At 41.6% G+C, this 22,004-nt stretch carries 16 protein-coding genes and 2 rRNA genes (1 of these 18 cut by a window edge); 13 read left to right on the top strand and 5 right to left on the bottom strand.

Translation table 11 applies throughout. From position 1 onward, the window contains the following. The first annotated feature begins 108 nt into the window (after positions 1–108). Positions 109–639, top strand: coding sequence for a universal stress protein (locus tag HC643_RS02245; RefSeq protein ID WP_038075357.1), 531 nt, complete (start codon positions 109–111; stop codon positions 637–639). A gap of 128 nt (positions 640–767) precedes the next feature. On the opposite strand, the gene HC643_RS02240 is transcribed toward HC643_RS02245, so the two are convergent. The 3 genes from HC643_RS02240 to HC643_RS02230 are packed head-to-tail and all read right to left on the bottom strand — an operon-like array spanning position 768 to position 3,305. Further along, positions 768–1,082, bottom strand: a complete 315-nt coding sequence (locus HC643_RS02240) for a hypothetical protein (protein ID WP_038075336.1) — start codon at positions 1,080–1,082, stop codon at positions 768–770. Positions 1,083–1,134: 52 nt separating this feature from the next. After that, the gene (locus tag HC643_RS02235; RefSeq protein WP_038075339.1) at positions 1,135–2,715 is read right to left on the bottom strand and encodes an efflux RND transporter periplasmic adaptor subunit; all 1,581 of its coding nucleotides are present in this window, start codon (positions 2,713–2,715) and stop codon (positions 1,135–1,137) included. Positions 2,716–2,732: 17 nt separating this feature from the next. Beyond that, positions 2,733–3,305, bottom strand: coding sequence for a hypothetical protein (locus HC643_RS02230; protein WP_038075341.1), 573 nt, complete (start codon positions 3,303–3,305; stop codon positions 2,733–2,735). Between the two features lie 415 nt (positions 3,306–3,720). Here HC643_RS02230 and HC643_RS02225 point away from each other — a divergent pair, with 415 nt between their 5' ends. From HC643_RS02225 to HC643_RS02180, 10 genes are all read left to right on the top strand, one after another. Continuing rightward, complete coding sequence (locus HC643_RS02225) at positions 3,721–4,398, top strand: response regulator transcription factor (RefSeq protein WP_038075344.1); 678 nt, start codon at positions 3,721–3,723, stop codon at positions 4,396–4,398. Between the two features lie 2 nt (positions 4,399–4,400). Beyond that, positions 4,401–5,909, top strand: a complete 1,509-nt coding sequence (locus HC643_RS02220; protein ID WP_237265814.1) for an ATP-binding protein — start codon at positions 4,401–4,403, stop codon at positions 5,907–5,909. Between the two features lie 958 nt (positions 5,910–6,867). Then, the gene (locus HC643_RS02215; protein WP_038084410.1) at positions 6,868–7,542 is read left to right on the top strand and encodes a LabA-like NYN domain-containing protein; all 675 of its coding nucleotides are present in this window, start codon (positions 6,868–6,870) and stop codon (positions 7,540–7,542) included. Between the two features lie 860 nt (positions 7,543–8,402). Continuing rightward, positions 8,403–8,663 carry a hypothetical protein gene (locus HC643_RS02210; protein WP_336604402.1) on the top strand — a complete coding sequence of 87 codons (261 nt, stop codon included), beginning with the start codon at positions 8,403–8,405 and terminating at the stop codon, positions 8,661–8,663. A 195-nt stretch (positions 8,664–8,858) separates the two neighbouring features. Beyond that, positions 8,859–9,149: a hypothetical protein gene (locus HC643_RS02205; protein ID WP_038084412.1), complete on the top strand. Its 291-nt coding sequence runs from the start codon at positions 8,859–8,861 to the stop codon at positions 9,147–9,149. 265 nt (positions 9,150–9,414) lie between these two features. Beyond that, entirely contained in the window at positions 9,415–9,804 is a 390-nt protein-coding gene (locus tag HC643_RS02200; protein ID WP_038084415.1) for a hypothetical protein, read from the top strand. A 257-nt stretch (positions 9,805–10,061) separates the two neighbouring features. Further along, entirely contained in the window at positions 10,062–11,231 is a 1,170-nt protein-coding gene (gene bioF / locus HC643_RS02195; protein ID WP_038084418.1) for an 8-amino-7-oxononanoate synthase, read from the top strand. An 815-nt stretch (positions 11,232–12,046) separates the two neighbouring features. Beyond that, positions 12,047–12,697 carry a hypothetical protein gene (locus HC643_RS02190; RefSeq protein ID WP_038084420.1) on the top strand — a complete coding sequence of 217 codons (651 nt, stop codon included), beginning with the start codon at positions 12,047–12,049 and terminating at the stop codon, positions 12,695–12,697. Between the two features lie 28 nt (positions 12,698–12,725). Next, positions 12,726–13,973 (top strand): hypothetical protein, encoded by a 1,248-nt coding sequence (locus HC643_RS02185; RefSeq protein WP_153021614.1) that lies wholly within the window; start codon positions 12,726–12,728, stop codon positions 13,971–13,973. Between the two features lie 753 nt (positions 13,974–14,726). Then, complete coding sequence (locus HC643_RS02180; protein WP_038084422.1) at positions 14,727–16,196, top strand: histidine kinase dimerization/phospho-acceptor domain-containing protein; 1,470 nt, start codon at positions 14,727–14,729, stop codon at positions 16,194–16,196. Here HC643_RS02180 and HC643_RS02175 read toward each other — a convergent pair. Both HC643_RS02175 and HC643_RS02170 read right to left on the bottom strand, forming a co-directional pair. Beyond that, positions 16,172–17,620 carry a DICT sensory domain-containing protein gene (locus HC643_RS02175; RefSeq protein WP_038084424.1) on the bottom strand — a complete coding sequence of 483 codons (1,449 nt, stop codon included), beginning with the start codon at positions 17,618–17,620 and terminating at the stop codon, positions 16,172–16,174. The genes HC643_RS02180 and HC643_RS02175 overlap by 25 nt on opposite strands. Before the next feature lie 126 nt (positions 17,621–17,746). After that, positions 17,747–19,252, bottom strand: a complete 1,506-nt coding sequence (locus HC643_RS02170; RefSeq protein ID WP_038084431.1) for a UDP-N-acetylmuramoyl-L-alanyl-D-glutamate--2,6-diaminopimelate ligase — start codon at positions 19,250–19,252, stop codon at positions 17,747–17,749. A 692-nt stretch (positions 19,253–19,944) separates the two neighbouring features. Between HC643_RS02170 and HC643_RS02165 the strand changes: the two genes are divergently transcribed. Beyond that, positions 19,945–21,433, top strand: a 16S ribosomal RNA gene (locus HC643_RS02165). A gap of 347 nt (positions 21,434–21,780) precedes the next feature. Beyond that, positions 21,781–22,004 (top strand): 23S ribosomal RNA (locus tag HC643_RS02160); it runs 2,727 nt beyond the window's last position. The 16S and 23S rRNA genes sit together here, the layout of an rRNA operon.

Below are 22,004 nucleotides of genomic sequence, written 5' to 3'. Positions count from 1 at the left end.
TATTTAAAACTATAAATGCGGGACAAACGGAAAAAAGGACAAGAAAGAAGTACTCATAATGAATCCCCAATTCCCATTGCCCCTTATCCCTTATCCCTAAATAGCTCTATGTTCCACAAAATTTTAGTTGCAATTGATACATCTGAAATTGGACAACATGTTTTTGATGAAGCAGTGACTTTGACAAAAGCAGTGAATGGAAATCTTATGTTACTGCACGTTCTCTCTCCCTTTGATGGAACGGGATATCTCAACCCTGTATTGCTGCAACCTAGTAGTGTTTACCCAACACTACATACAGAAGCTGTCAATAAATACATGCAGCAGTGGGAAGATCTCAAGCAAGAGAGGCTAAATATGCTGTTTTCATTTGCTCAAAAAGCCAACAAAATAGGTGTTCGAGCAGAAATTTCTCAGAATTTAGGCGATCCCGGTCGCACAATTTGTGAAGTCGCACGCAGCTGGGACGCTGACTTAATTTTAGTAGGTCGGCGCGGTCGTAGGGGGTTAAGCGAGCTGTTCCTTGGTAGTGTCAGTAATTATGTATTGCACAACGCTTCTTGCTCTGTTCTTATAGTTCAAGGACCCGTTCACAATACGACAGAAGAAACTGAAGTGTGCAACACAGTTTCTTCTTAAGTGCAAGAACAAGGCAATGGGTATTAAGAATGAGACAAACTCGGATAATTTCTATTCTCGTTCCTTACTACAAAATCCCCAACTTCTTAAAAAAAGTCAGGGATTTCGAGCGATGATGTGGTAGATAACTAGTCTCGTTGGGCACTACGTATGCTACGAGCAAGTTGCTGTTCCATTCTTTCTAGTTGTTGTCTTTCTTGACGAGTGAGTCTCCCATCTCGGAGAAAGCGTCTTTTTGTAGCTTCAAGAGCTACTCGTTGACGCTGAATATCTCTTTGTTCTGAACGATTTATTGCGGTATATCTTACATTTTCAACTCTAATATTGCGATTATATTGTTGCGGATAAGAATCTCTGCGATTGTAAATCTCTCCAGCAGAGGCTATGGTGGGAAAGACAATTGTAGCAATGCATAGAGCTGCAAAAGTCAACTGTTTCTTCATCTGTTAATCCTCTTTTTGTATTTATTTCCATCAAGAAAACCAGTTTTGAGAATTAGCGAAAACCGCCCCTACGACCACCTCCCATTCCTCCGCCAAAACCCAATCCAGGTAAAACTGAGGGATTTCCTGTCTGAGATCTGCGTGGAGTACTAATCACAACTTTCTCATCACCCTGCAATCCCGAACGAACTTCAGTTTTGTTATTGACAGTCACACCCGGATCGATGGGTGTGAACCTGGGTCTGCCATTCTCCCTCAAAACCAGCACGCCCGTTCCATTGTCTTGGCGCACGAGCGCAACTGTTGGTATTACGAGTGCGTTATTTAATTTACCAACGTTGAACTCCACATCAACATTCATTCCCGGAAGAAGTTTTTGAGAGTTCTGAAGGATATCCGCTCTCACTTCTATGCTGGTGACGTTTGATGTTACAGTTGCTAAAGCAGCAGTTTGAGCAACTTTTCCTTTAAAAGTTTGTCCTTTGAAGGCATCAGCTTTAATGGTGACAGACTGTCCTACACGAATCTTGGCGATATCAGTTTCAGCTACATTTGCTACAACTTGATAGGTAGATGCAAGTGATAAAATTGAGGAAGAAGTGGCTGAAGAAACATCACTTCCCGAAGTTGTTGGAGTCACAAAGTCGCCCGGATCGGCATACTTTTTAGTCACAATTCCGCTAAAGGGAGCACGAACGATCGTGTCTTCTATTTGTGTTTGAACATCTCGAAGTGTACCCTGTGCTTGAACCACTTGAGCGCGAGCTTGCTCGATATCTTCTTGGCGACTTCCTGCTTGAGAAAGAGCTAGAGCTTGTTGTGCCTCTTCAACTTGAGCACGCGCTTGATCGACTTCCTCTGCCTGATATCCATTGTTTTGCTTGGCAAAGTCTTGTTTTGCCACAGCTAAACTTGCTTTGGTTTGCTCTAGATTATCTTTTGCATTGCGCTCTTCTGCCACAGCTTCATCATAAGTGTCGCGAGAGACAGCACCCTCTTGAAAAGGGCTTTGCAACCGCTTTACCCGTGCTTGTGCCAAATCGAGTCGGGACTGGGCTTGCGCTATCAGCGCTTCATTTTTCCTAACTTCCGCTTGGGCTTTGGCAATGTCTTCCGGACGATTACCTGCTTCTAAACGTTTTAAGTTCGCTTGTGCTTCGCGCAAGCGTGCTCGTGCTTGGGCAATTTCTTGGGGGCGATTGCCTGCCATGACTTTTTTAAGGTTTGCTTGAGCAGAAGTCAGTTGCCCCTTAGCTTGCAGTAGCTGTCCTTGGAAGTTGGAGTCATCCATGTATGCTAAAATTTGCCCTTCTTTAACAAAATCCCCCTCTTCTACCAGTAATTTCTTGAGTCGCCCCGAACTTTTAGGGCTAACATTAGTTGATTGTTTGGGTTGAATAGTACCGTTAGCGGCGATCGCGATGGGTAAACTGGCTCTCTCGACAGAAACGGTTTGTAATTTGCGTCGCGCTTCTTGGCGTTGAACCGCAACCAATTGATTGTAAGCAAGGTAGGTTCCTCCCCCTAAAGTCGTTAAAATGAGTAAACCAATTAGCCATTTTGTTAACCATTGGTTTACAGGAGCTTTTTTAAAAGGCGTGGAGGTTCCAGGCTGGATTGAATCAAATGCCATATGAGTTTCTCTTGTCCCTACTGTTGAGAGGGAGGACGTGGCGGAATCCCTAATGCATTGGTTAATTCTTCCTCAGTCACGCCCAACTTTGCAGCACCCCCTTTGATATCAACGCGCGGGCGACGGGGTCGATCTTGGTTTGATGAATCTGTGGCATTGGTGGGAACTCCTACAGCTTCCTTCAACTTTTCTTCTGTTACTCCCAATTTCTTGGCTGCTGCTGCAAAATTTGGACGCGGTGGTAGCCCCAATGCGTTAACCAACTGTTCTTCCGTGACACCCAACTTTGCAGCAGCGCCCCTAATATCCAACCGAGGACGGCGCGGACGCCCATTTTCGTTCGTCTCAGTATCGGTAGATGGCACACCTAAAGCTTCTTTTAACTTTGCTTCAGTGACTCCTAACTTTTGAGCAGCTTCAGCAAAATTTAGGCGTCGTCGTCCTCTCCACCCTCGTTGTTCGCCCGGTTGAGATGAATCCTGTGCTATGCGATCCGAATTATTTGCTGTCGAACTGCCAGCACCTGCCAAACTGCAAGCACTAATCAAAATAGGAACAGCCGCTATAACTAACAAGCGATGAATTTTCATAAAAGTTAATTTTTCAAGAAATGTAAAGTTAACAAATTCAGGGATTTAAGGTTGGTGATTAATGCCTCGCATTCAATCCCCAGTCCTCAAGTCGATCGTTTCTGCTGTATGGGAGTACACAATCGTTTCTTAGAATGTAAGAGGAAGACAATTGGCGTTGCTAGGTAATCGGGGAAGAGAAAGATTTCCCTTACCCCGTTGCTCGTATCCCTACTGGATGTGGTGATATTTGTATTGAGCCAGCCTTAAATGACAGCTTCCCGCACATCTAAATTACAGTTTTGTAATTTCAATAGGTAATAAAAGTGTGCTAGAAGGTTAGATCGATCCGAAAAAAGTTGACAGCTATTTAGGTAAGAATCAGAGAAAATAAGAATTTCTTAATGTAATATTTAAAATCTAAAATTTAAATTATATGAACGTCCTGTTTGTTGAAGATGAGTCAAAAATTGCCAATTTTGTTCAAGCTGGGTTGAAAGAACAGGGATTTGTTGTAGATTACTGTGATAATGGTGATGAGGGATATATTCGCGCCATGGAGAATCAGTACGATGCCCTCATACTGGATATTATGGTACCGGGTAAGGATGGGCTTTCTATCCTTAAACATTTGCGTCGCGCAGGGCGGAATGTACCAGTCATTTTACTGACAGCTCGTAATGAACTAGATGACCGACTTGAAGGGCTTAACCTTGGAGCCGATGACTACATTGCCAAACCCTTTTTTGTGGAAGAGTTGGTTGCTCGCATTCATGCTGTGATCCGTCGAAGTACTGGCGATCGCCAAAACCTACTTTGCGTCGGTTCAATTAAATTGGATCGCATTACGCGAGAAGTCACCTGCAATCAGCAGGTTGTGGAACTCACGACTCGCGAGTTCAACCTTTTGGAATACTTGATGCGTTCTCCCGGAAGAGTTCTTACTCGCACGCAAATTTTAGAACATGTTTGGGGATATGATTTTAACCCCAATACAAATGTAGTTGATGTATGTATTCAAAGAATCCGCAAAAAAATAGACTTGATTGGCGGCTCGGATGGGATTGAAAGTGTGCGGGGAGTTGGGTATCGTTTTTGTAAGCCAGAGTCTTGATCGTGCAACTTCGTTCGTTTCGTCTCCGAATTGCTCTATTATCTGCCGCCCTTGCTGGCAGTACCCTCATTGGATTTGGGGTAACTGCTTGGTGGCAAATTTCTGATGCCAAACGCAGCCGCCTTGATGCACAATTAGAAAATCGCCTATTTCTAGTAGCTAGCCCGCGATTTTACCATCGGTGGCAGTCTTATGAAAGTTTTATACAACGCGAATTGAAAACTGATGCAGAAACGCCTGTTGCACTTTTAGTAATGGACAGAAATGGTTCCATCCTTTACCAATCTCATTCCTGGTCGGTTGGATTGAAAACCAACAACTTGTGGTCTCCTCGTCCCCATTTTTTTCGCGTACCTCCACCGCCAGATAGGGAAAATCCTCTATCTCCACAAAGAGAACAACAACCTCCACCAGAAGAATCGCGATCGCCAAAGGCGGGCGCTTTCCCGCCACGGCGTTATCGTCGTTCTTTAGGTGAACCACCTCCCCCTCCACGATTTGTCACCCAACAAACAACAGAGGGAACCTGGCGTATTGGTGCAGTCACTTTTCCGCATACCTTAGTTGCGATCGCAGTCAGCTTAAACGCTGTCGATCGAGAAATGGTTGCGATCCGCAACATCTTCCTCGTGTCAATACCTGGTGCGCTTCTTTTAGTCGCCGGAGGTGCATGGTTGATATCTGGTAGTACCTTGCATTCCATTCGGAGACTCAATAAAGCCATTGAGCAGGTAACTGTCAAAGGGCTGGATCAAAGGGTTCCTCTTGGTACAACTGATGTTGAATTTGTCAAGTTGATTGAAGTGTTTAACCAGATGTTGGAACGCCTCGAACGCAGTTTTAAACAAGCGTCTCGTTTTAGTGCGGACGCTGCTCACGAATTGAAAACCCCACTCGCTATCTTGCAAGGCGAGTTAGAACAAACTTTGCAACAAGCAGAACCTGGTTCTCAAATCCAACAAAATTTGAGTAATTTGTTAGACGAGGTACAGCGTTTTAGCGGGATCGTGCGTAAACTGTTACTGCTGTCTCTAGCTGATACCGGGCAAATGAGTTTGCATCAAGTAGAGGTAGATATATCTCAACTCTTAATTGAAATGACGGAAGATATAGAATTGCTTGCACCGCACTTACACGTTCAAACATCATTTCCCCCTGAATTGCGTGCTTGGGGCGATCGCGATTTACTCACTCAAAGTTTACAAAACCTCCTCAGTAACGCTATCAAATACAATCTTCCAGAAGGTTGGATAAAAATTCACGGTTACCAGCAAGCTGGAACTGTGTTTGTCACGATTAGCAATTCCTCTCAAAACATCCTACCTGGCGATCGCGAACGAATTTTTGACCGTTTCTATCGCGGCGATCCTGCCAGAACGCGTAAAGTTGATGGTGTAGGATTGGGGCTGAGTCTAGCGAGGGAAATTGCGAGATATCACGGTGGGGACTTAACTCTTGACCCAACACCAGTCGGTCAGACTGCTTTTACTTTGCGTTTGCCAACAAGATAAGCTTTACTAATAGTTCTTTTTGAATTTTAGTTGACATTGAAGAAAGGTTTGATACAATTTAGGCAACCTTTGCAATGAATGAGTATTTTTAACACTCGTTTGACGCACATTATTGATTAGAGTAGGTACTTTCCCTATCTTTTGTGGTCTGCTACTTTATTCTAAGGCATAATTTAAATGCCCCCTCAAGATACAGAATTTGCGGTTTCTACTCCATCAATTGCAAACCAATTGCAAGAAAAGGAGAAATGCTACACTCCGAAACTCTTTACATAAACCTCGTTTTATTAATAATTTTGAAGAAGTTGTTTAAAAGATTTAACTAAAAAATTAGGGAAATAAAAATTATGACATATAAAAAATGTGCTTGAGTTATTTGCTAACAATGAATTAAATACTTTATTTAGATACAGACAAATGTAGAAAAATTTCTAGTTAGTAAAAGCTTTACTAAGTAGTTTTTTCTAGTTGAAACCTTTCTACAAAAGACTATTGACAGTAGTCTGTCACTTACCGTAGAAAGACAGAGATGAGCAGTCAATCTTGTAAGCTTTTAATACAAAAACAAGTATATGTGTACTTTGCGATACCATAAAGTAGCCTCTAGAGTTTACTGAGGTCGAAAAATAAAAGGAAGGCGTAGTAACTCTATTAGCTTTTTTCCGACTTTCACTAGAAACAGCACAAATACCTTCTGACATTCAGAATAGCTGATTTCTTAAAATAAAATTAGAGCAAGAGGAATCGCCAATAAGATTGGGTAAACGGACAAGTGGCTTGAGTAGAAAGCAGCTATCTATATAAAGCCTAAAGGAAACCGAGGCAAATAAGAAAAAAGAGGTAAAATGTAGAAGAAGGATAAAATACTTTAAGTTTCATGTCCTACTTATTACTTTTACCTTGCACTCAAAATGAACATTTCTGAGAAATTTATCAAATTGGTAATTACGAGGTATAAATGAATATATCAGCTTTTAACAAAGAAAAAAATCAATACCGATTAATCAAAGAAAAAGACAAATCAAATTGGCAAAGTGATAATAAAGAGAACGATCTCAAATTTTCAGATATGACATTTGATAAATACATTTTTGGTAATTCCGATCGCGGTCGAGTTGCTATTTTTATAGATGGTTCCAACTTATTCCATGCAGGTTTACAACTTAACATTGAAATTGATTATGCAAAATTGCTTTGTTGTTTAACAGAGAATGCAAGGCTTTTGCGTGCTTTTTTCTACACTGGTATGGATCGCAATAACGAGAAACAACAGGGTTTTTTGCTGTGGATGCGACGAAATGGTTATCGTGTAGTCAGTAAAGATCTCATTTTACTTCCCGATGGTTCCAAAAAAGCTAATTTGGACGTAGAAATTGCTGTAGATATGCTAAATTTAGCTCCTTATTACGATACTGCGGTGTTAGTGAGTGGTGATGGAGATTTAGCATATGCTGTCAATGCTCTGACTTATCAGGGAATTCGAGTTGAAGTTGTTAGCATACGAGCAATGACAAGCGATAGTTTAATTGATGTTGCTGACTACTTTGTTGACATAGAGCATCTCAAACAATACATACAGAAAGACACCAATTCTTGCTATAGCTACCGCCCGTTATCAAATTCTAATTTTTGAGTTCCCGTTTGTAGCAGATCTCACACCTTTTGACTGTTTTCTGTTATTTAGCGAGAAACAGCTAACATATCTCCTTTGTTTTAAGTGAAAAGACATCATTAAACATAAAACGTGCTGCTTTGCAAAACCTGGTTTTTTAAAAAACCGGGTTTTAATAAGTTTTGGTAAATTAGTCATGGATTATACTAAAAGCTTTATACTCCTCCCTTCCTATCAGAAGATGACCTGTCATATCATGTCCGGGTAATTAGTTATAAAAAAGGAGATATGTGCAAAAGCTTAAAATCTTCTTTCTCCCTGCACCCTACACCCTACAAAGCTGCGGTCTTTATAATAAGTCTTTAACCGGGCTTAATATAAGGCTTTATAGGGCTCGGTAGTTATCGCCCACGCCACAAAAATCAGTAATTTTAGAGCGAAAAGGGAGTCGTTCAGTACAGTTCGCCGCTCGCCCAATACTGTTAAAACTTATCTCTTAAGTCTGAGGAGTTTACCTCTACTTAACTTACGATATATGAATTTTCTTTAGAAAATTTTAAAAATATAGATAACAACACAAATAAGATTGTTACGATTAACTATAATATCCGTTTAATAAATAAAAATACAAAAATCAGGTTGTGATGATGAATCAGTAAAATTCCGGAAACCCAGGAAAAGTCTGAAAAATAAGTGTAACTACGGTTTGAGAGGTTTCAATCGATATATTAATATTTAGATGAATAATAAGTAAATAGTCAGCGCTTAATTCTGACGTATATCCCTTATTTGCTAACTTCTAGCATCAGTCTCTCTAATAGCAGAGTTAACTTTTTATTTCTGAATCCTGTACAACTAAAGGAGTGCCAGCAGTGAACAAGATGCAACTTGCAATAGTTATTGGTTACCTTTTAATGACAGCCTATTTTTTTATGAGTTGGTTAAAGTTCAGTCTCCGCCATCCCCATTCTTCTCCAGAAGATAAGTTCTTATCGTTCATTATATTTATCATCACAACCGCTCTATGGCCTTTTGTTATCCCGGTGCATTGTGTTGAAATGCTTAAGACAAGGAAACTCAAGTTTAGTACGGTTATTCCCGTTCTTGTTATGGTTTCTGTGTTTAGTCTTGCACTTACGTGAGCCAAGTTTTATAGGCTTATAGATTCTACATCTCGCACTCTGTATTTTGTGTATACCACTATACGGTAATCATTCTATAAACTGCAAGAAAAATTAACCTAAAACAAAGTTCCTATTTTTTGACTCGGCTTGTCGGATGTGTTTATTAAGCCTCAATTACAATAAGTGAAGTTGTTGTAATTCTAGGATAGAGGCATGAGAGTCTGGTTGGCTTGCTTTTTAGTACTGTTTGCTCTAGCAGAGTTTTTTGACTGGATCAAAGAATTTCAGTTACCTTTACCTATATATATTTTGGGGGGAGCATTTTTAGCGGTTGCATCCAACTACGACAAACTTTTTGAATCATACTTCAGTTGTGCTATTGGTGAAGCAACTTTAGAACAGACTCCCCAAGCCCACTTAGATTCATCACTTGAGTACCCTTATTCCATCTCCCCTAATTCTCCCGCTCTTCAAAATTCTCAACAACATGAAATAGAAAATTAATTACAGGTACGCGATACTTTGCCGAATGCTACAGTTAGCGCAAAGACGGTACGTGTTGAGCACATACCGTCTTTGCGCTTATCAGCTTATAGTAGTACATCAGTTCCCTTTACAAGGAAAGCTGTTTACACGGTGGGTTCAAGAATCACAATCCTTCTACTCGAGAATGCGAGATCCCCACAAGTTCCTCAAATTGTTTTCCTAATTTTAAAGTTAACCAACCCCAATTCAAAACGGCGAATTGGTTTCTTTACCGGGCACTGTTATGGAATACCTTTACTATTTAGCGAATACTACCCTCACACTGAGGCTCGTTGAATTCCTACGTGGGAAACCGCAAATCTCTGTTAGCTTTATTACTGTAATCAGTCAAATTGATGGCTGGGTTATTAAAATTAAACTAAGATCTTCTATCCCTCCTCAGTTAGATGGAGATCTCAAGGCTTTCTTGAATGAAATAGGAACTCCTCACTCCCCATCAAAGCGCGTCAGCATGGCTTTGGAAAGTTTGGAAGTTGGATATCATCCGGTTGAAGTTATGCATCGATACCAAGTTGCTGTCGTTTCTCATGGCAGCCCACAACCTGAGGATATTAGAGCATTTCGAGAACAATTTATCAATGGGTTGGGCTACTGTCCTCCAACTCTGGCTTGATTCCAAGGTCATGCTTCAAGTCTTTACGTTCAAATGGGCACAAAGAAAGGAAATTTTACTTGTTTGTTTTATTCGTAACGAGTGGCGTTCGCGAAGCGTGCCGGAGGCAATCGCCGTCGGTGAGACGCTCCCAATGACCTCAGTTGGTTTTACTGAAGTTTTTTGTTGTTAAAACACTTAGGAACGACGTTTTGTGTCGTAGTTTGCACCAATCTTATTTTATCTTGGAGGGGAAAACAAACACCCCTCTGTTTAGTATGTCTGGTAACCCCTATTCGTGGTTGGAACAATCTCTAGAAACTATTCACCGTGCTGACTGGTATCGTACCGTACAAACTATTCAAAGTCGCCCCGGTGCCACAGTTGTTCTAGAAGGACGAGAGGTAATAAATTTTGCCAGTAATGATTATTTAGGGCTAGCTGGTGATGAACGCCTCGTGATGGCAGCAGCAGCAGCATTGAAAGAATTTGGTACTGGTAGCACTGGTTCGAGGTTACTGAGCGGACATCGCCAACTACATCGAGATTTAGAAGAAGCGATCGCATTCCTCAAACAAACAGAAGATGCAGTCGTTTTCAGTTCGGGTTATTTAACAAACTTGGGTGTTATCAATGCACTCGTGGGCAAGCGAGATTTAATTTTATCGGATCAATACAACCATTCGAGCCTAAAAAATGGAGCAAGTCTCAGTGGTGCTGCCATCATAGAATACCGCCACTGTAATGTTGAAGATTTAAAAATTCAATTGAGTCAATCTCGCCAAAACTACCGACGTTGCCTAATTCTCAGCGATAGTGTCTTTAGCATGGATGGCGATTTGTGTCCTTTACCTGCACTTTTAGAGCTAGCTGACCAATTTGGTTGTATGTTGCTTTTAGATGAAGCCCATGCAACTGGAGTGCTTGGAGAAACTGGTGCGGGTTGCGTTGAACATTTTGGGTGTGGGGGAAAACAGTTAATTCAAATTGGCACTTTAAGTAAAGCCTTGGGTAGTTTGGGCGGCTATGTAGCAGGAAGTGCAACTTTAATAGATTACTTGAGAAACCGCGCCCCTAGTTGGATTTATACTACAGCACTGTCACCTGCTGATACTGCAGCAGCGCTAGCCGCACTAAAAATAGTTTTGGAGGAACCCCCACGTCGTATCCAATTATGGCAAAACGTTGCTTACCTTAAACAAGAAGTGCAACGACACCTACCCAATTTGAAATTGCTACCTTCTGAGTCACCCATCTTGTGCTTTCAATTGTCAAATGCAGGCGATGCTCTAAAAGTGGGAGAGCATCTTAAATCTTATGGCATTTTTGCTCCTGCTATTCGTCCCCCTACCGTTCCCACCAGTCGGATACGGATTTCTGTGATGGCTACTCACAAACTCGAACATATTCAGAAATTAGTAGAAGCTTTGACGGCGCTCGGGGATTGATAACCCTATCTCCTATTAAAGACGCTTTCGCACTGCTGCAGGCTATGGTTCCCAGAGTGCAAAAGATTTGTCTGTCGGACTCGATTCACCAGCGATCGGTAACCACCAGTAATTCATGACTGATAAGTTAGCAAGCTGTCCTCTGCTTTCAGCATAGCTAGCTTCATTCTGACGTCACTCCTTTCTAACCCCCAACTTCTCTATTTTTCTATTAAAAAAGATATTTATCGAAAATAGAAAGGCATTTTTTGAACAAATAAATTTCCTCGCTGCTGTGATTGAAATCACACTTAAATATAATCTTTTTCTATCAAGGAAATGACAGCAATATTATTAGCTTTTTTAAAAAGCTTTTTGAGAAATTATTTATAAAGTTAACTTTAAACTTGATATCAGTAGTTCAAAATTAGCTTTACAATTGGCACTTCAATTTCAAAAAATACGCAGTACTATTTTTACCTTAAAATTTTAAGTATTAGTACTTTATTCGTTAAAGTTCTTAAGAAGTTTTGTAAAGAAAAAAGCTTGACAACCTCAATATTTAGTTTATCAGGAGGAATTTCTATAAAGAATATTTAAATTTTTAGAAAAAAAATTTGTTTTTATACGGTTAGACAATATTAAAAATGCTACAGCTACTTTGTGAAGGTAGCTTGATTTTATACATTCTTTTAAAGATTTATATGGAAATTCATGTAAATCCGGAAATAGTATATGCATAATTGAATCAATAAATGTGAAACCAAATATGAACACTTACTCAAAAAAAACAGCAGGTTATCTGCAAATAATTTATTTATAAGGAAAAAAAACACATGAATAATATGCTTGTTCATCTGTTTAGTACATTTGTTTTTTCAATATCTACGTTAGCTGTTATGTCTAATGTCTCAATAGCACAAGAGGCTACAGTAGTTCCTCAAGAAAAAACAGCAGAAAAGATTTGTGCTTTTGATACGGTAGAAAATTTATTGCCTCCCATACAAAACCAGCAAAACCCATCCTCTCTTGGTTACCTTGCTCAACAGGGCTTTACAGAGAACGCAGATGGTTCTTGGTCTTGTTATGCAAGCGATCCTAGAAAGCAAGGGCGCTATTACACGCTCTTAAAAGTTCAGCAAGTAGAAGGGAAGCTAGTAGCCACTTCCTTTTTAGAAGAAGGTAGTCTCATGGAGGGACAAGAAAACCGCAGTTTGGAACTGTTTATGCTCCTCCTTCAGAATCATACGAAAGCGAAGCCGAGCAATCTTCAGAGCATACAGAGGTATCTAGAGACTTTTATCTCTTTGGTTAAAGAAGGTAAGGTACAAGCCTCTCCTCGTGGATATCTCTTCGATCAACCCAATCGTGCATTTGTTCTATTCCACCCTGTTAAAGGGGAAAAACTTAAGGGTTCGGGAATTACAATCAATATCAATTCTCCTCAAAACTTAAATTCTTCCACAATTTCTTCAACTGGTTTGTAATCACATCATTAAATGGAGGTGAATGTCCTTGAAAAAATCAACAGTTAAATCAATCGCTTTTGCAGCCTCATCGTTAGCAGCAGTCATGACTGCTCCCCAAGAAGCTTCAGCTCAACTGAACGTTGGACCCTATGGAATTCAAAATGGTTTAGAAGGGAATTATCTCCAATATCAGCTTTCCGGACAGAATTTAGACCAAATGCGAGGTATTGCTGAATGTAGTGTAGGGTTTGGTCCTTCTTGCAACAAGACGGGAGCCATACTCCAGCAATTAGTGGAATCGAATAACGGACCTAACGCTCACCAATTGCTGATACGTGCAGCTGGGGGAGAAGAGAATTTCCGTCTATTTGCAAGTTATTATGGCAACAAGCCCGAACGTCTTGAACGGATTCCCTACGCCTCATTCTGGCAAGATGATAACCCTTTCATCATGGATGGACATCGATATGTTTTAGGATATGCAGCTAGCAGAGAACCAGTAAAGGGTTTGGGACAAATTACTCAGAAATTTTACTGGGCACCCTTGCAGGGAAAAGGTGATTCTTTAAGTCCTCGCAACGGATTGTTGAATCTCAAACAGTCCTACGGGCGTTTGCTGATGGAGGAAGCCGCTAAAATCCCGAATCTCAAACAGCAGTTTAAAGCTTTAGGGCTAGAACCACAAGCAGAAAATTATTACTGGTCGCACATTACTCGTGCAATGCATGCCTTAAATAGTGGAGATGAAGACCAGCTCCAACAAAACCTTCTTCAAGTTCTCTCCATGCCTTTCTTTGGAGAAGGTGGTGGCGAAAATATGGGGCGTCCAAATTTACAAGTTGCTGATGACTATCTTAAAGGGGAAGGTCTTTTGGGAGACGTTTTTGACTTGGAGTCTTCGGTATTGACATTAGAGCCAGATATGGGAGGAGAAGTTGTTTCTTACCTCTCAGCAGGAGAAGTTGTTACAAAGGGTGGTGGCGGTTTTAATTACACCTATTTACTTGGGTTGTTAGCTCTACTTCCCTTCTTGTTGGGGGGCGATGGAGATAGCTCTTCTGGAACACCTCCTAATCCCATTCCCACACCGGATATTAGCCAACCACCTGTAGGAACCCCACCTGTAGGAACTCCACCTGTAGGAACCCCACCTGTAGGAACCCCACCTGTAGGAACCTCACCTCCTGATGTGAAGTCAGTACCAGAACCGTCAACAGTAACACCTTATGTATTGCTAGCTATCATCATGTTTGTTTTCACTCAAAAACAGTGGCGTACACAAGCAAAAGGTTAAATTATTTAGTAATATTGCTTACTTAGGTTATCAGGTGTTGTTATGTGGCTTGCTTACGTTTAGAGGTAAAAGTAGTAAAGTTCAATATAGATTAATCTTAATGGTTACACGTGACTTTTCAAGACTTTCTACTTTTACCTTCAAATCAACTTAAATTTTATTTATTAAGTTTTACCGAGAAATCTTTTATATTTAAAATTGCTTACTTTTCAGATAATTTCACTAACTTCTGCTAAGAAAATATAGTCATCCTAAATCACTTATACAAGTCTCTTTTATCTTCAAGCTTTTGAACATTCGCTCACGGGTCGCCTTGCAAAAGCCAGTATTCCATAAATGCCTCTAGCGAATCTGCCCTCTGTCTTTCTTGATAATGTAACTGATATGGAAAACAAACTTGGCATTTCTTATCTTATTTTGTCAGTATAAATCAAGACTCGATCTATGTATTTTTTAATACATATTCGGAATTTTAGCGATCGCAATACAACTTACGTTGAAAAGTGCAAGCTCCAAGTTGCCTTTACTACAGACACCAAATAAAAATTATCCTACGGGGTGGGAAGCTTTTGCCTAGGAAGAAGGGCATTATAAGGGAAGATTCCTAAATTAATGTTGCATCATGATTGGAAATTGCCCCTAAGTTGTTCGGTTATACGACTTTCATCAATATACAAATGAGTATAACCTCATAGGTAGTAGTCAATGCCAGCCCTAATATGTGTCAGTGGCTCTTGAAAGGGGTGAAAACTTGTGTACCAATGGATATTGCCGAGTCTGAGCGAAATATTAGTCAACAGTCAACCCAGTGCGACTGAATGCTCTTCTGCCAAAGCCGAACAGCAGTGGCGCGTGAGCATAGCAGCTACAGAACAACTGCTGTCAAAAAGTTTGGCAACAATTTCACCTGAAATTAGCCAAGGATTAGTGTTATCAGGACCAGCACCCATACTTAGCGATCCCAAGCTAGCTCAAAGCTTGCAGACAGTTACTTTTACAGCAAAGCCGTTTAATCCTTTGGCCCTCATGCCATTTGAAATGCCCGGTGCTATTGCTGTAGTAGATGAAATTGCTTCTCAAGAAACTATATTACCTTTATTAGAAGCAGATCCGCTCACTGGAGAGCAGTTTTGCCTAGTTTTTACAGAAAATTTTAGACTTGTGCTGGTTTTAGCAGAATATAAAAACGGTAATAAAACTTTTTGTTTTTCATTTGATTCTGAAGTTGTCGAACAAGCATGGCGAGCGTTAGGTGCGCGAGTTATGTTAAGCAATCCTGACTTGTTTGCTGACTTAGAAGAAGTAGTACAAAAATATTATCCAAGCCAGCCGGACTATCACATGGTGATGGAGTTTAGCCGCTTGTTGTTAACACATTTACCAGAACCACAAGAACAGGTAGAAAGTGTTTCTCAGCCTCTCCCTATCTCCCCGTCTCCCGCTCCTTCTGCTTCTCACCGTAGCGATGTAGAATTGTTGCAAGCATTTGCTCATGAAGTCCGTACACCGCTAACAACCATTCGCACCACAACTCGTCTGTTGTTGAAACAACGCAATTTACCTCCTAACGTTATCAAGCGTTTAGAACTGATCGATCGCGAATGTACCGAGCAAATCGATCGCATGGAATTATTGTTTAGAGCAGCAGAACTAGAAACATCTGCTTCTGAAAAATCCACTAATGCCCAGCTCACTGCAATGTCTTTGGATCGAGTCTTGCAGCAAAGTATCCCCCGTTGGCAACAAGCTGCAGACAGGAGAAACTTAACTTTGGATGTTGTCCTACCTCAAGAACTACCAATGGTGGTTAGCAATCCTAATATGTTGGATCGGGTGCTGACAGGATTAATGGAAAACTTTACCCGCAGCTTACCTGCAGGTAGCCATATTCAAGTACAGGTGATTCCAGCCGGCGACCAATTAAAGTTGCAATTATTACCTCTACCCCTGATGGCAAATAATGATAAAGCTTCCACTTCCCCATGTACTCCACCGATCCGAAAAGCACTCGGTCAACTGCTGATGTTCCAACCGGAAACAGGTACTATTAGTCTTAACCTCCATGCAACCAAGCATTTGTTTCAAGCTATTGGTGGTAAATTGATTGTCCGCGAACGTCCCCGTCATGGTGAAGTTTTGACCATCTTTCTACCATTGGAAGTCAACAACAATCAACACACTCCTCCTCGTTCCCCCTGTCAAGCAATGGGAGTTATTAACTGATTGTTTTCAGAAGCAATAGCAAACTGCACTGTAAAAGTAGAACCTTCATACAGTTTACTTTTGACAGAAATAGAACCACCACTACGCCATAGCAATAGTTGTACAATTGTTAAACCTAAACCAACTCCATTAGAATCATCTATACCGGCTGAGCGGACTCGGTAAAAGCGTTCAAAAATGCTAGGAATTTCACTTTCGGCAATACCAATACCCGTATCGCGAAATTCTAATTGAACGTACTCGTTGTGAACTCGTGCTCTTACCCAAACTTCTCCTCCGTTGGCAGTAAATTTAATACTGTTGGAAAGTAAGTTAATTGTGATTTGTCTTAACCCACCACTAACGCACCAAACAGGTGGAATGTCTGTAGGTACGGTGTAAGCTAACATAATACCTTTTTCTTTAGCTATAGGTTGATAAGTACTTACAACTCCTGGAATGAGTTCTGCAAGACGTACTGGTTCTAGTGGCAATCGCTCCAATTGGCGTTCTAGCTGTACTAAGTCTAATACACCACATATTAAAGCATTTTGGCGATCGCATTGAGTATTAAGCATCTGTAAATAACGCTGTCGCTGGGGGGCTTTTAAATTGGGGGAATTTAAAAGCGAGAGCGCCGTTTTCATATGTGTTATCGGTGTACGTAACTCTTGACAAACATGGCTCAAGTATTCATCTTTGAGTTGCGCGGTTTCATAAAGTTTTCGATTCTGTTGTTTTACTTTAACCAGACGTTTTGCTGTTATTTGACGATTCATTCTATCTTGATACTGGATCTGTTTTGTCAAAAGTTGATTAATGAGATTTGGATCGGAAATTGGTGGACAAATCAGATCGGTTAAATCTATTGATTTTGAGGTATCTAATAGGGATGATCGTAATCTATTTAATATTTGTTGAATGACTTTTCCATCAAAGGAAGTTATGGCAGGTAAGAGAAGATTTTTTCGGCTATTTGCCTTTCCTTGTGTCTTGTTTTTCCGTCTTTTTAAAGGTCGATAAGCTAAAATTAAACTACAGAAATTGGGCGATAACACCATGACAAAGTATTCTCGCCGCAGCTTACTATTTGGTAAGCTTTCTACTTGAATATAAGAAGAGGAGGATTCAGAAAACGTGGAGAGCCGATCCTCAATATAGCTTGTCTCCGTAACGTCTTTTCTATCTATCAGTTCACTTTGAGCGGTAGATATGGTATTAGATGTTCTTTGTTCATAATAACGTTGAATTTCTGAGTGCCAAATTTTTCCTGGTGGTAGCTTTACCCATAATGTAGCTGCAATCTGCTGTTCAATTAGCAAATCAATTTGTGACCTGATCATTGATAGTAAAGTCCCAAGACCGAGAGACAGTGGTTGGGGCGGTCCTTCCACACTTAAAGCCAACTGATATACAGACAGATCCTGAGGTAAAGAAACATTCATGAGTAAAGCCTTTTAAGGATGAACTGAAGGCAAAAACAATAAAGTTTAAGGTAAAGTAAGGACATTTTTATTAAGTCTGAATGAAGTATAGGATATTTCCTGCTCTTCATTCTCAGTCCTTATCCTTTATTCTTCACTCTTTGTTTTCATCCTTTCTTGTAAAGCATTGCGTGCGTGTTCTCTGTCATCGAAGTGAATTTTTTCGGTTCCCAAAATTTGGTAATCTTCATGACCTTTACCAGCAAGTAAAACCCCGTCTCCCGATTGTGCTTGTAAAATAGCACTCCTAATTGCAGTTGCTCGATCGCCTATGACGATTGGGTTCGCTGTTTCTGGAATCCCTACCAAAATATCCTGTAAAATCTTTTCTGGATCTTCAGTTCGGGGATTATCTGAGGTTACTATTGGTACATCAGATAGATCGGCAGCAATTTTACCCATTTTTGGACGCTTGGTGCGATCGCGATCTCCCCCACACCCAAAAACGCAAATCATTTTACCAGGAATGAAGGGACGTGAAGCTTTCAACAAGTTCTCCAAACTATCTGGAGTATGGGCATAATCGACAATTACGCTAATGTCCTGCATAGAACTTATTTGTACTCTTTCCATTCTTCCCGGAACTCCAGGAAACTCATTTATTGCTGACGCTATTAGTTGTAAATCTAACCCCAAGTGTAAACCTGCTCCAACAGCTGCTAATAAATTTTCTAAATTAAATTGACCGACAAGTGGTGAACGAAAAGCGACTTCACCTTTTGGTGTATGCAGCATACCACTTACTCCATCAGGTTTATAGTTCAGGTTACTCATCCACAGGTTTGCATTGCGATCGCTAACACTGTAACTCCAAACTTGTTCTGAATTGAGTGATGCAATTAATCTTTGACCGTAAGGATCGTCAGCATTGATGACTGCTCGACCCTTAAGATAGTTTGGGCTAAATAATAAAGCTTTGGCTCCAAAGTAATCTTCCATGTCTCGATGGAAGTCTAGATGGTCTTGAGTCAAATTCGTAAACACTCCTACCTCAAACTGACAACCCATCACTCGACCTTGGGCGAGAGCGTGGGAACTCACTTCCATCACTCCATAATCGTTTCCAGCATCTATAGCAGCGGCTAATTGCTGTTGCAGTTCCACAGCAAAAGGTGTTGTGTGAACTGCGGTTTGTAAAAAATCTTTCCAACGAGTATACAGTGTACCCATTAACGCTGTAGGAAAATTGGCTTGATTTAGGAAATGTTCTACTAGGTGAGTTGTTGTGGTTTTGCCATTTGTACCCGTAACACCCACAAGTTTGAGTTTTTGTCCGGGGTAATCATAAAAACTACTGGCTAGCTGAGCGCAAGCTTGAATCATGTCTTCAGCCGCAATAACGCAAGCTTCTGCTGTGGGTGGATGCTTTTGTATAGCTTGCGGTGAAATCACCGCAGCTACAGCACCTGAGGCGATCGCACTTTGCCAAAAATCTCCACCATCCACCCGTGTTCCAGGCATTCCAATAAATAAATCTCCCGCACCGCAAGCGTGGGAATTTGTTTTCAAGCCCCGGATCTCCAAATCTAATGCAGGGTGTTCGGATGGTAGTACGACATTATCGACAGTTGCTAATAATTCTCTCAGTTTCACTTTATGCACCTCGTTGCAAGTTTTTATTGGCTTATTCTGTACTATTTTTACGTTTCTATAAATGGTTTTAAGAGACTTCTAAAATAAAGCCAATTTTTTCCAGTCAACTTTTTTCTCCTCCTCGTCCAGCAGTACGTAAGTAGAATCAGCCAGTCTCTTACAGGACTTACACAACCTCAACGATATTTTGAGGATTTTATGCGTTGCAGCTCCCCCCATCTTCGTAGCCCCCCCCTTTAAGAAAAATTATTCCGTAAGTCCTACGGTCGTTCAGGAGATGGCTTAATCTCAATATTGTGGCTATACTTACAGAGTAGTGCTAAAAAACAATTAACTTAGCAACGCCGAACCAACACACAGTATCAATATATAGATAAGTTTGAAAGCCTACAAATTTCGAAAGCCTTGAAAAGCTTGTCCAGCAAGGGTTAGAAACAAATTTATCTGGAAGTTCAAAAAAACTTTTGAAAAACCCTTGACAAAGCAAAATCGGGTTGTTACTCTAGATAAAGTGTGAAGCGAGAGAGAAAAGCGCCAACACAACCGAACCAAGATAAAGCAATAGTTTGAAAGCCAAGCAATTAAAAACCTCGTCAAAAAATTAAGTGGCGGGTGAAAACCCAAAACTCAAACAAAAATAATAAGCCAAGAGGCTCGGATGCACTTTGAGTGTGTCGGAGCAAGAACACTTCAAAACGGAGAGTTTGATCCTGGCTCAGGATGAACGCTGGCGGTATGCTTAACACATGCAAGTCGAACGGTCTCTTCGGAGATAGTGGCGGACGGGTGAGTAACGCGTGAGAATCTGGCTTCAGGTCCGGGACAACAGTTGGAAACGGCTGCTAATACCGGATGTGCCCATGGGTGAAAGGCTAGCTGCCTGGAGATGAGCTCGCGTCCGATTAGTTAGTTGGTGTGGTAAGAGCGCACCAAGACGGCGATCGGTAGCTGGTCTGAGAGGACGATCAGCCACACTGGAACTGAGACACGGTCCAGACTCCTACGGGAGGCAGCAGTGGGGAATTTTCCGCAATGGGCGAAAGCCTGACGGAGCAATACCGCGTGAGGGAGGAAGGCTCTTGGGTTGTAAACCTCTTTTCTCAGGGAATAATAAGTTGAAGGTACCTGAGGAATAAGCATCGGCTAACTCCGTGCCAGCAGCCGCGGTAATACGGAGGATGCAAGCGTTATCCGGAATGATTGGGCGTAAAGCGTCCGCAGGTGGTTTATCAAGTCTGCTGTCAAAGCGTCTGGCTTAACTAGATAAAGGCAGTGGAAACTGAGAGACTGGAGTATGGTAGGGGTAGAGGGAATTCCCGGTGTAGCGGTGAAATGCGTAGAGATCGGGAAGAACACCGGTGGCGAAAGCGCTCTGCTGGACCATAACTGACACTGAGGGACGAAAGCTAGGGGAGCGAATGGGATTAGATACCCCAGTAGTCCTAGCCGTAAACGATGGATACTAGGCGTTACGCGTATCGACCCGCGTAGTGCCGGAGCCAACGCGTTAAGTATCCCGCCTGGGGAGTACGCACGCAAGTGTGAAACTCAAAGGAATTGACGGGGGCCCGCACAAGCGGTGGAGTATGTGGTTTAATTCGATGCAACGCGAAGAACCTTACCAGGGCTTGACATGTCGCGAATCCCGATGAAAGTTGGGAGTGCCTTAGGGAGCGCGAACACAGGTGGTGCATGGCTGTCGTCAGCTCGTGTCGTGAGATGTTGGGTTAAGTCCCGCAACGAGCGCAACCCTCGTACTTAGTTGCCATCATTAAGTTGGGAACTCTAAGAAGACTGCCGGTGACAAACCGGAGGAAGGTGGGGATGACGTCAAGTCAGCATGCCCCTTACGTCCTGGGCTACACACGTACTACAATGCTGTGGACAGAGGGCAGCAAGCTAGTGATAGCAAGCAAATCTCACAAACCACGGCTCAGTTCAGATCGCAGGCTGCAACTCGCCTGCGTGAAGGTGGAATCGCTAGTAATTGCAGGTCAGCATACTGCAGTGAATTCGTTCCCGGGCCTTGTACACACCGCCCGTCACACCATGGAAGCTGGTAGTGCCCGAAGTCGTTACTCTAACCATTCGTGGAGGAGGATGCCGAAGGCAGGACTGGTGACTGGGGTGAAGTCGTAACAAGGTAGCCGTACCGGAAGGTGTGGCTGGATCACCTCCTTTTAGGGAGACCAACTAAATTATGAATGATAAATTATGAATGATGAAATTCACAATTCACACTTCATAATTCAGAATTCATAATTCAGAAATCCTAGGTCGTGCGAGGTAAAGAAAATTGGCTTTCAAACTAGTGTGGGTTCGGAAAAAAATGCCAAAGCATTGATGATTTGGGCACTTATCAATAGAAGAAATTCAGCAACTTGAAACCGCAAGGGAACAAGACTGCTGGAAATGTTCCAGCCAGAACCTTGAAAACTGCATAGAAAAGCGAAAGTAACTAAAAGCGAAAAGCTAATAGCTAATGGCTAATGGAAATTAGCGATGAGCAGTTAGCATTCAGCAATAGTGGTCAAGAGAAGAAGGGCTCATGGTGGATACCTAGGCACACAGAGGCGAAGAAGGACGTGGTTACCAACGAAAAGCTCCGGGGAGCAGGAAGCATGCAGTGAGCCGGAGATGTCCGAATGGGGCAACCCAATAACGAAAGAGCGAACCCAGTGAATTGAAACATCTTAGTAGCTGGAGGAAAAGAAATCAATAGAGATTCCCTCAGTAGTGGTGAGCGAAAGGG

Origin of the sequence: Tolypothrix bouteillei VB521301 (assembly GCF_000760695.4) — a bacterium.
Lineage (GTDB): Bacteria > Cyanobacteriota > Cyanobacteriia > Cyanobacteriales > Nostocaceae > Scytonema > Scytonema bouteillei_A.
This window is presented reverse-complemented; position numbering and strand designations above follow the sequence as displayed.

Coding starts and splice junctions, on each gene's coding strand:
- HC643_RS02245 (WP_038075357.1), top strand. CDS start 109: ATGTTCCACAAAATTTTAGTTGCAATTGATACATCTGAAATTGGACAA.
- HC643_RS02240 (WP_038075336.1), bottom strand. CDS start 1,082: ATGAAGAAACAGTTGACTTTTGCAGCTCTATGCATTGCTACAATTGTC.
- HC643_RS02235 (WP_038075339.1), bottom strand. CDS start 2,715: ATGGCATTTGATTCAATCCAGCCTGGAACCTCCACGCCTTTTAAAAAA.
- HC643_RS02230 (WP_038075341.1), bottom strand. CDS start 3,305: ATGAAAATTCATCGCTTGTTAGTTATAGCGGCTGTTCCTATTTTGATT.
- HC643_RS02225 (WP_038075344.1), top strand. CDS start 3,721: ATGAACGTCCTGTTTGTTGAAGATGAGTCAAAAATTGCCAATTTTGTT.
- HC643_RS02215 (WP_038084410.1), top strand. CDS start 6,868: ATGAATATATCAGCTTTTAACAAAGAAAAAAATCAATACCGATTAATC.
- HC643_RS02210 (WP_336604402.1), top strand. CDS start 8,403: ATGCAACTTGCAATAGTTATTGGTTACCTTTTAATGACAGCCTATTTT.
- HC643_RS02205 (WP_038084412.1), top strand. CDS start 8,859: ATGAGAGTCTGGTTGGCTTGCTTTTTAGTACTGTTTGCTCTAGCAGAG.
- HC643_RS02200 (WP_038084415.1), top strand. CDS start 9,415: ATGGAATACCTTTACTATTTAGCGAATACTACCCTCACACTGAGGCTC.
- bioF (WP_038084418.1), top strand. CDS start 10,062: ATGTCTGGTAACCCCTATTCGTGGTTGGAACAATCTCTAGAAACTATT.
- HC643_RS02190 (WP_038084420.1), top strand. CDS start 12,047: ATGAATAATATGCTTGTTCATCTGTTTAGTACATTTGTTTTTTCAATA.
- HC643_RS02175 (WP_038084424.1), bottom strand. CDS start 17,620: ATGAATGTTTCTTTACCTCAGGATCTGTCTGTATATCAGTTGGCTTTA.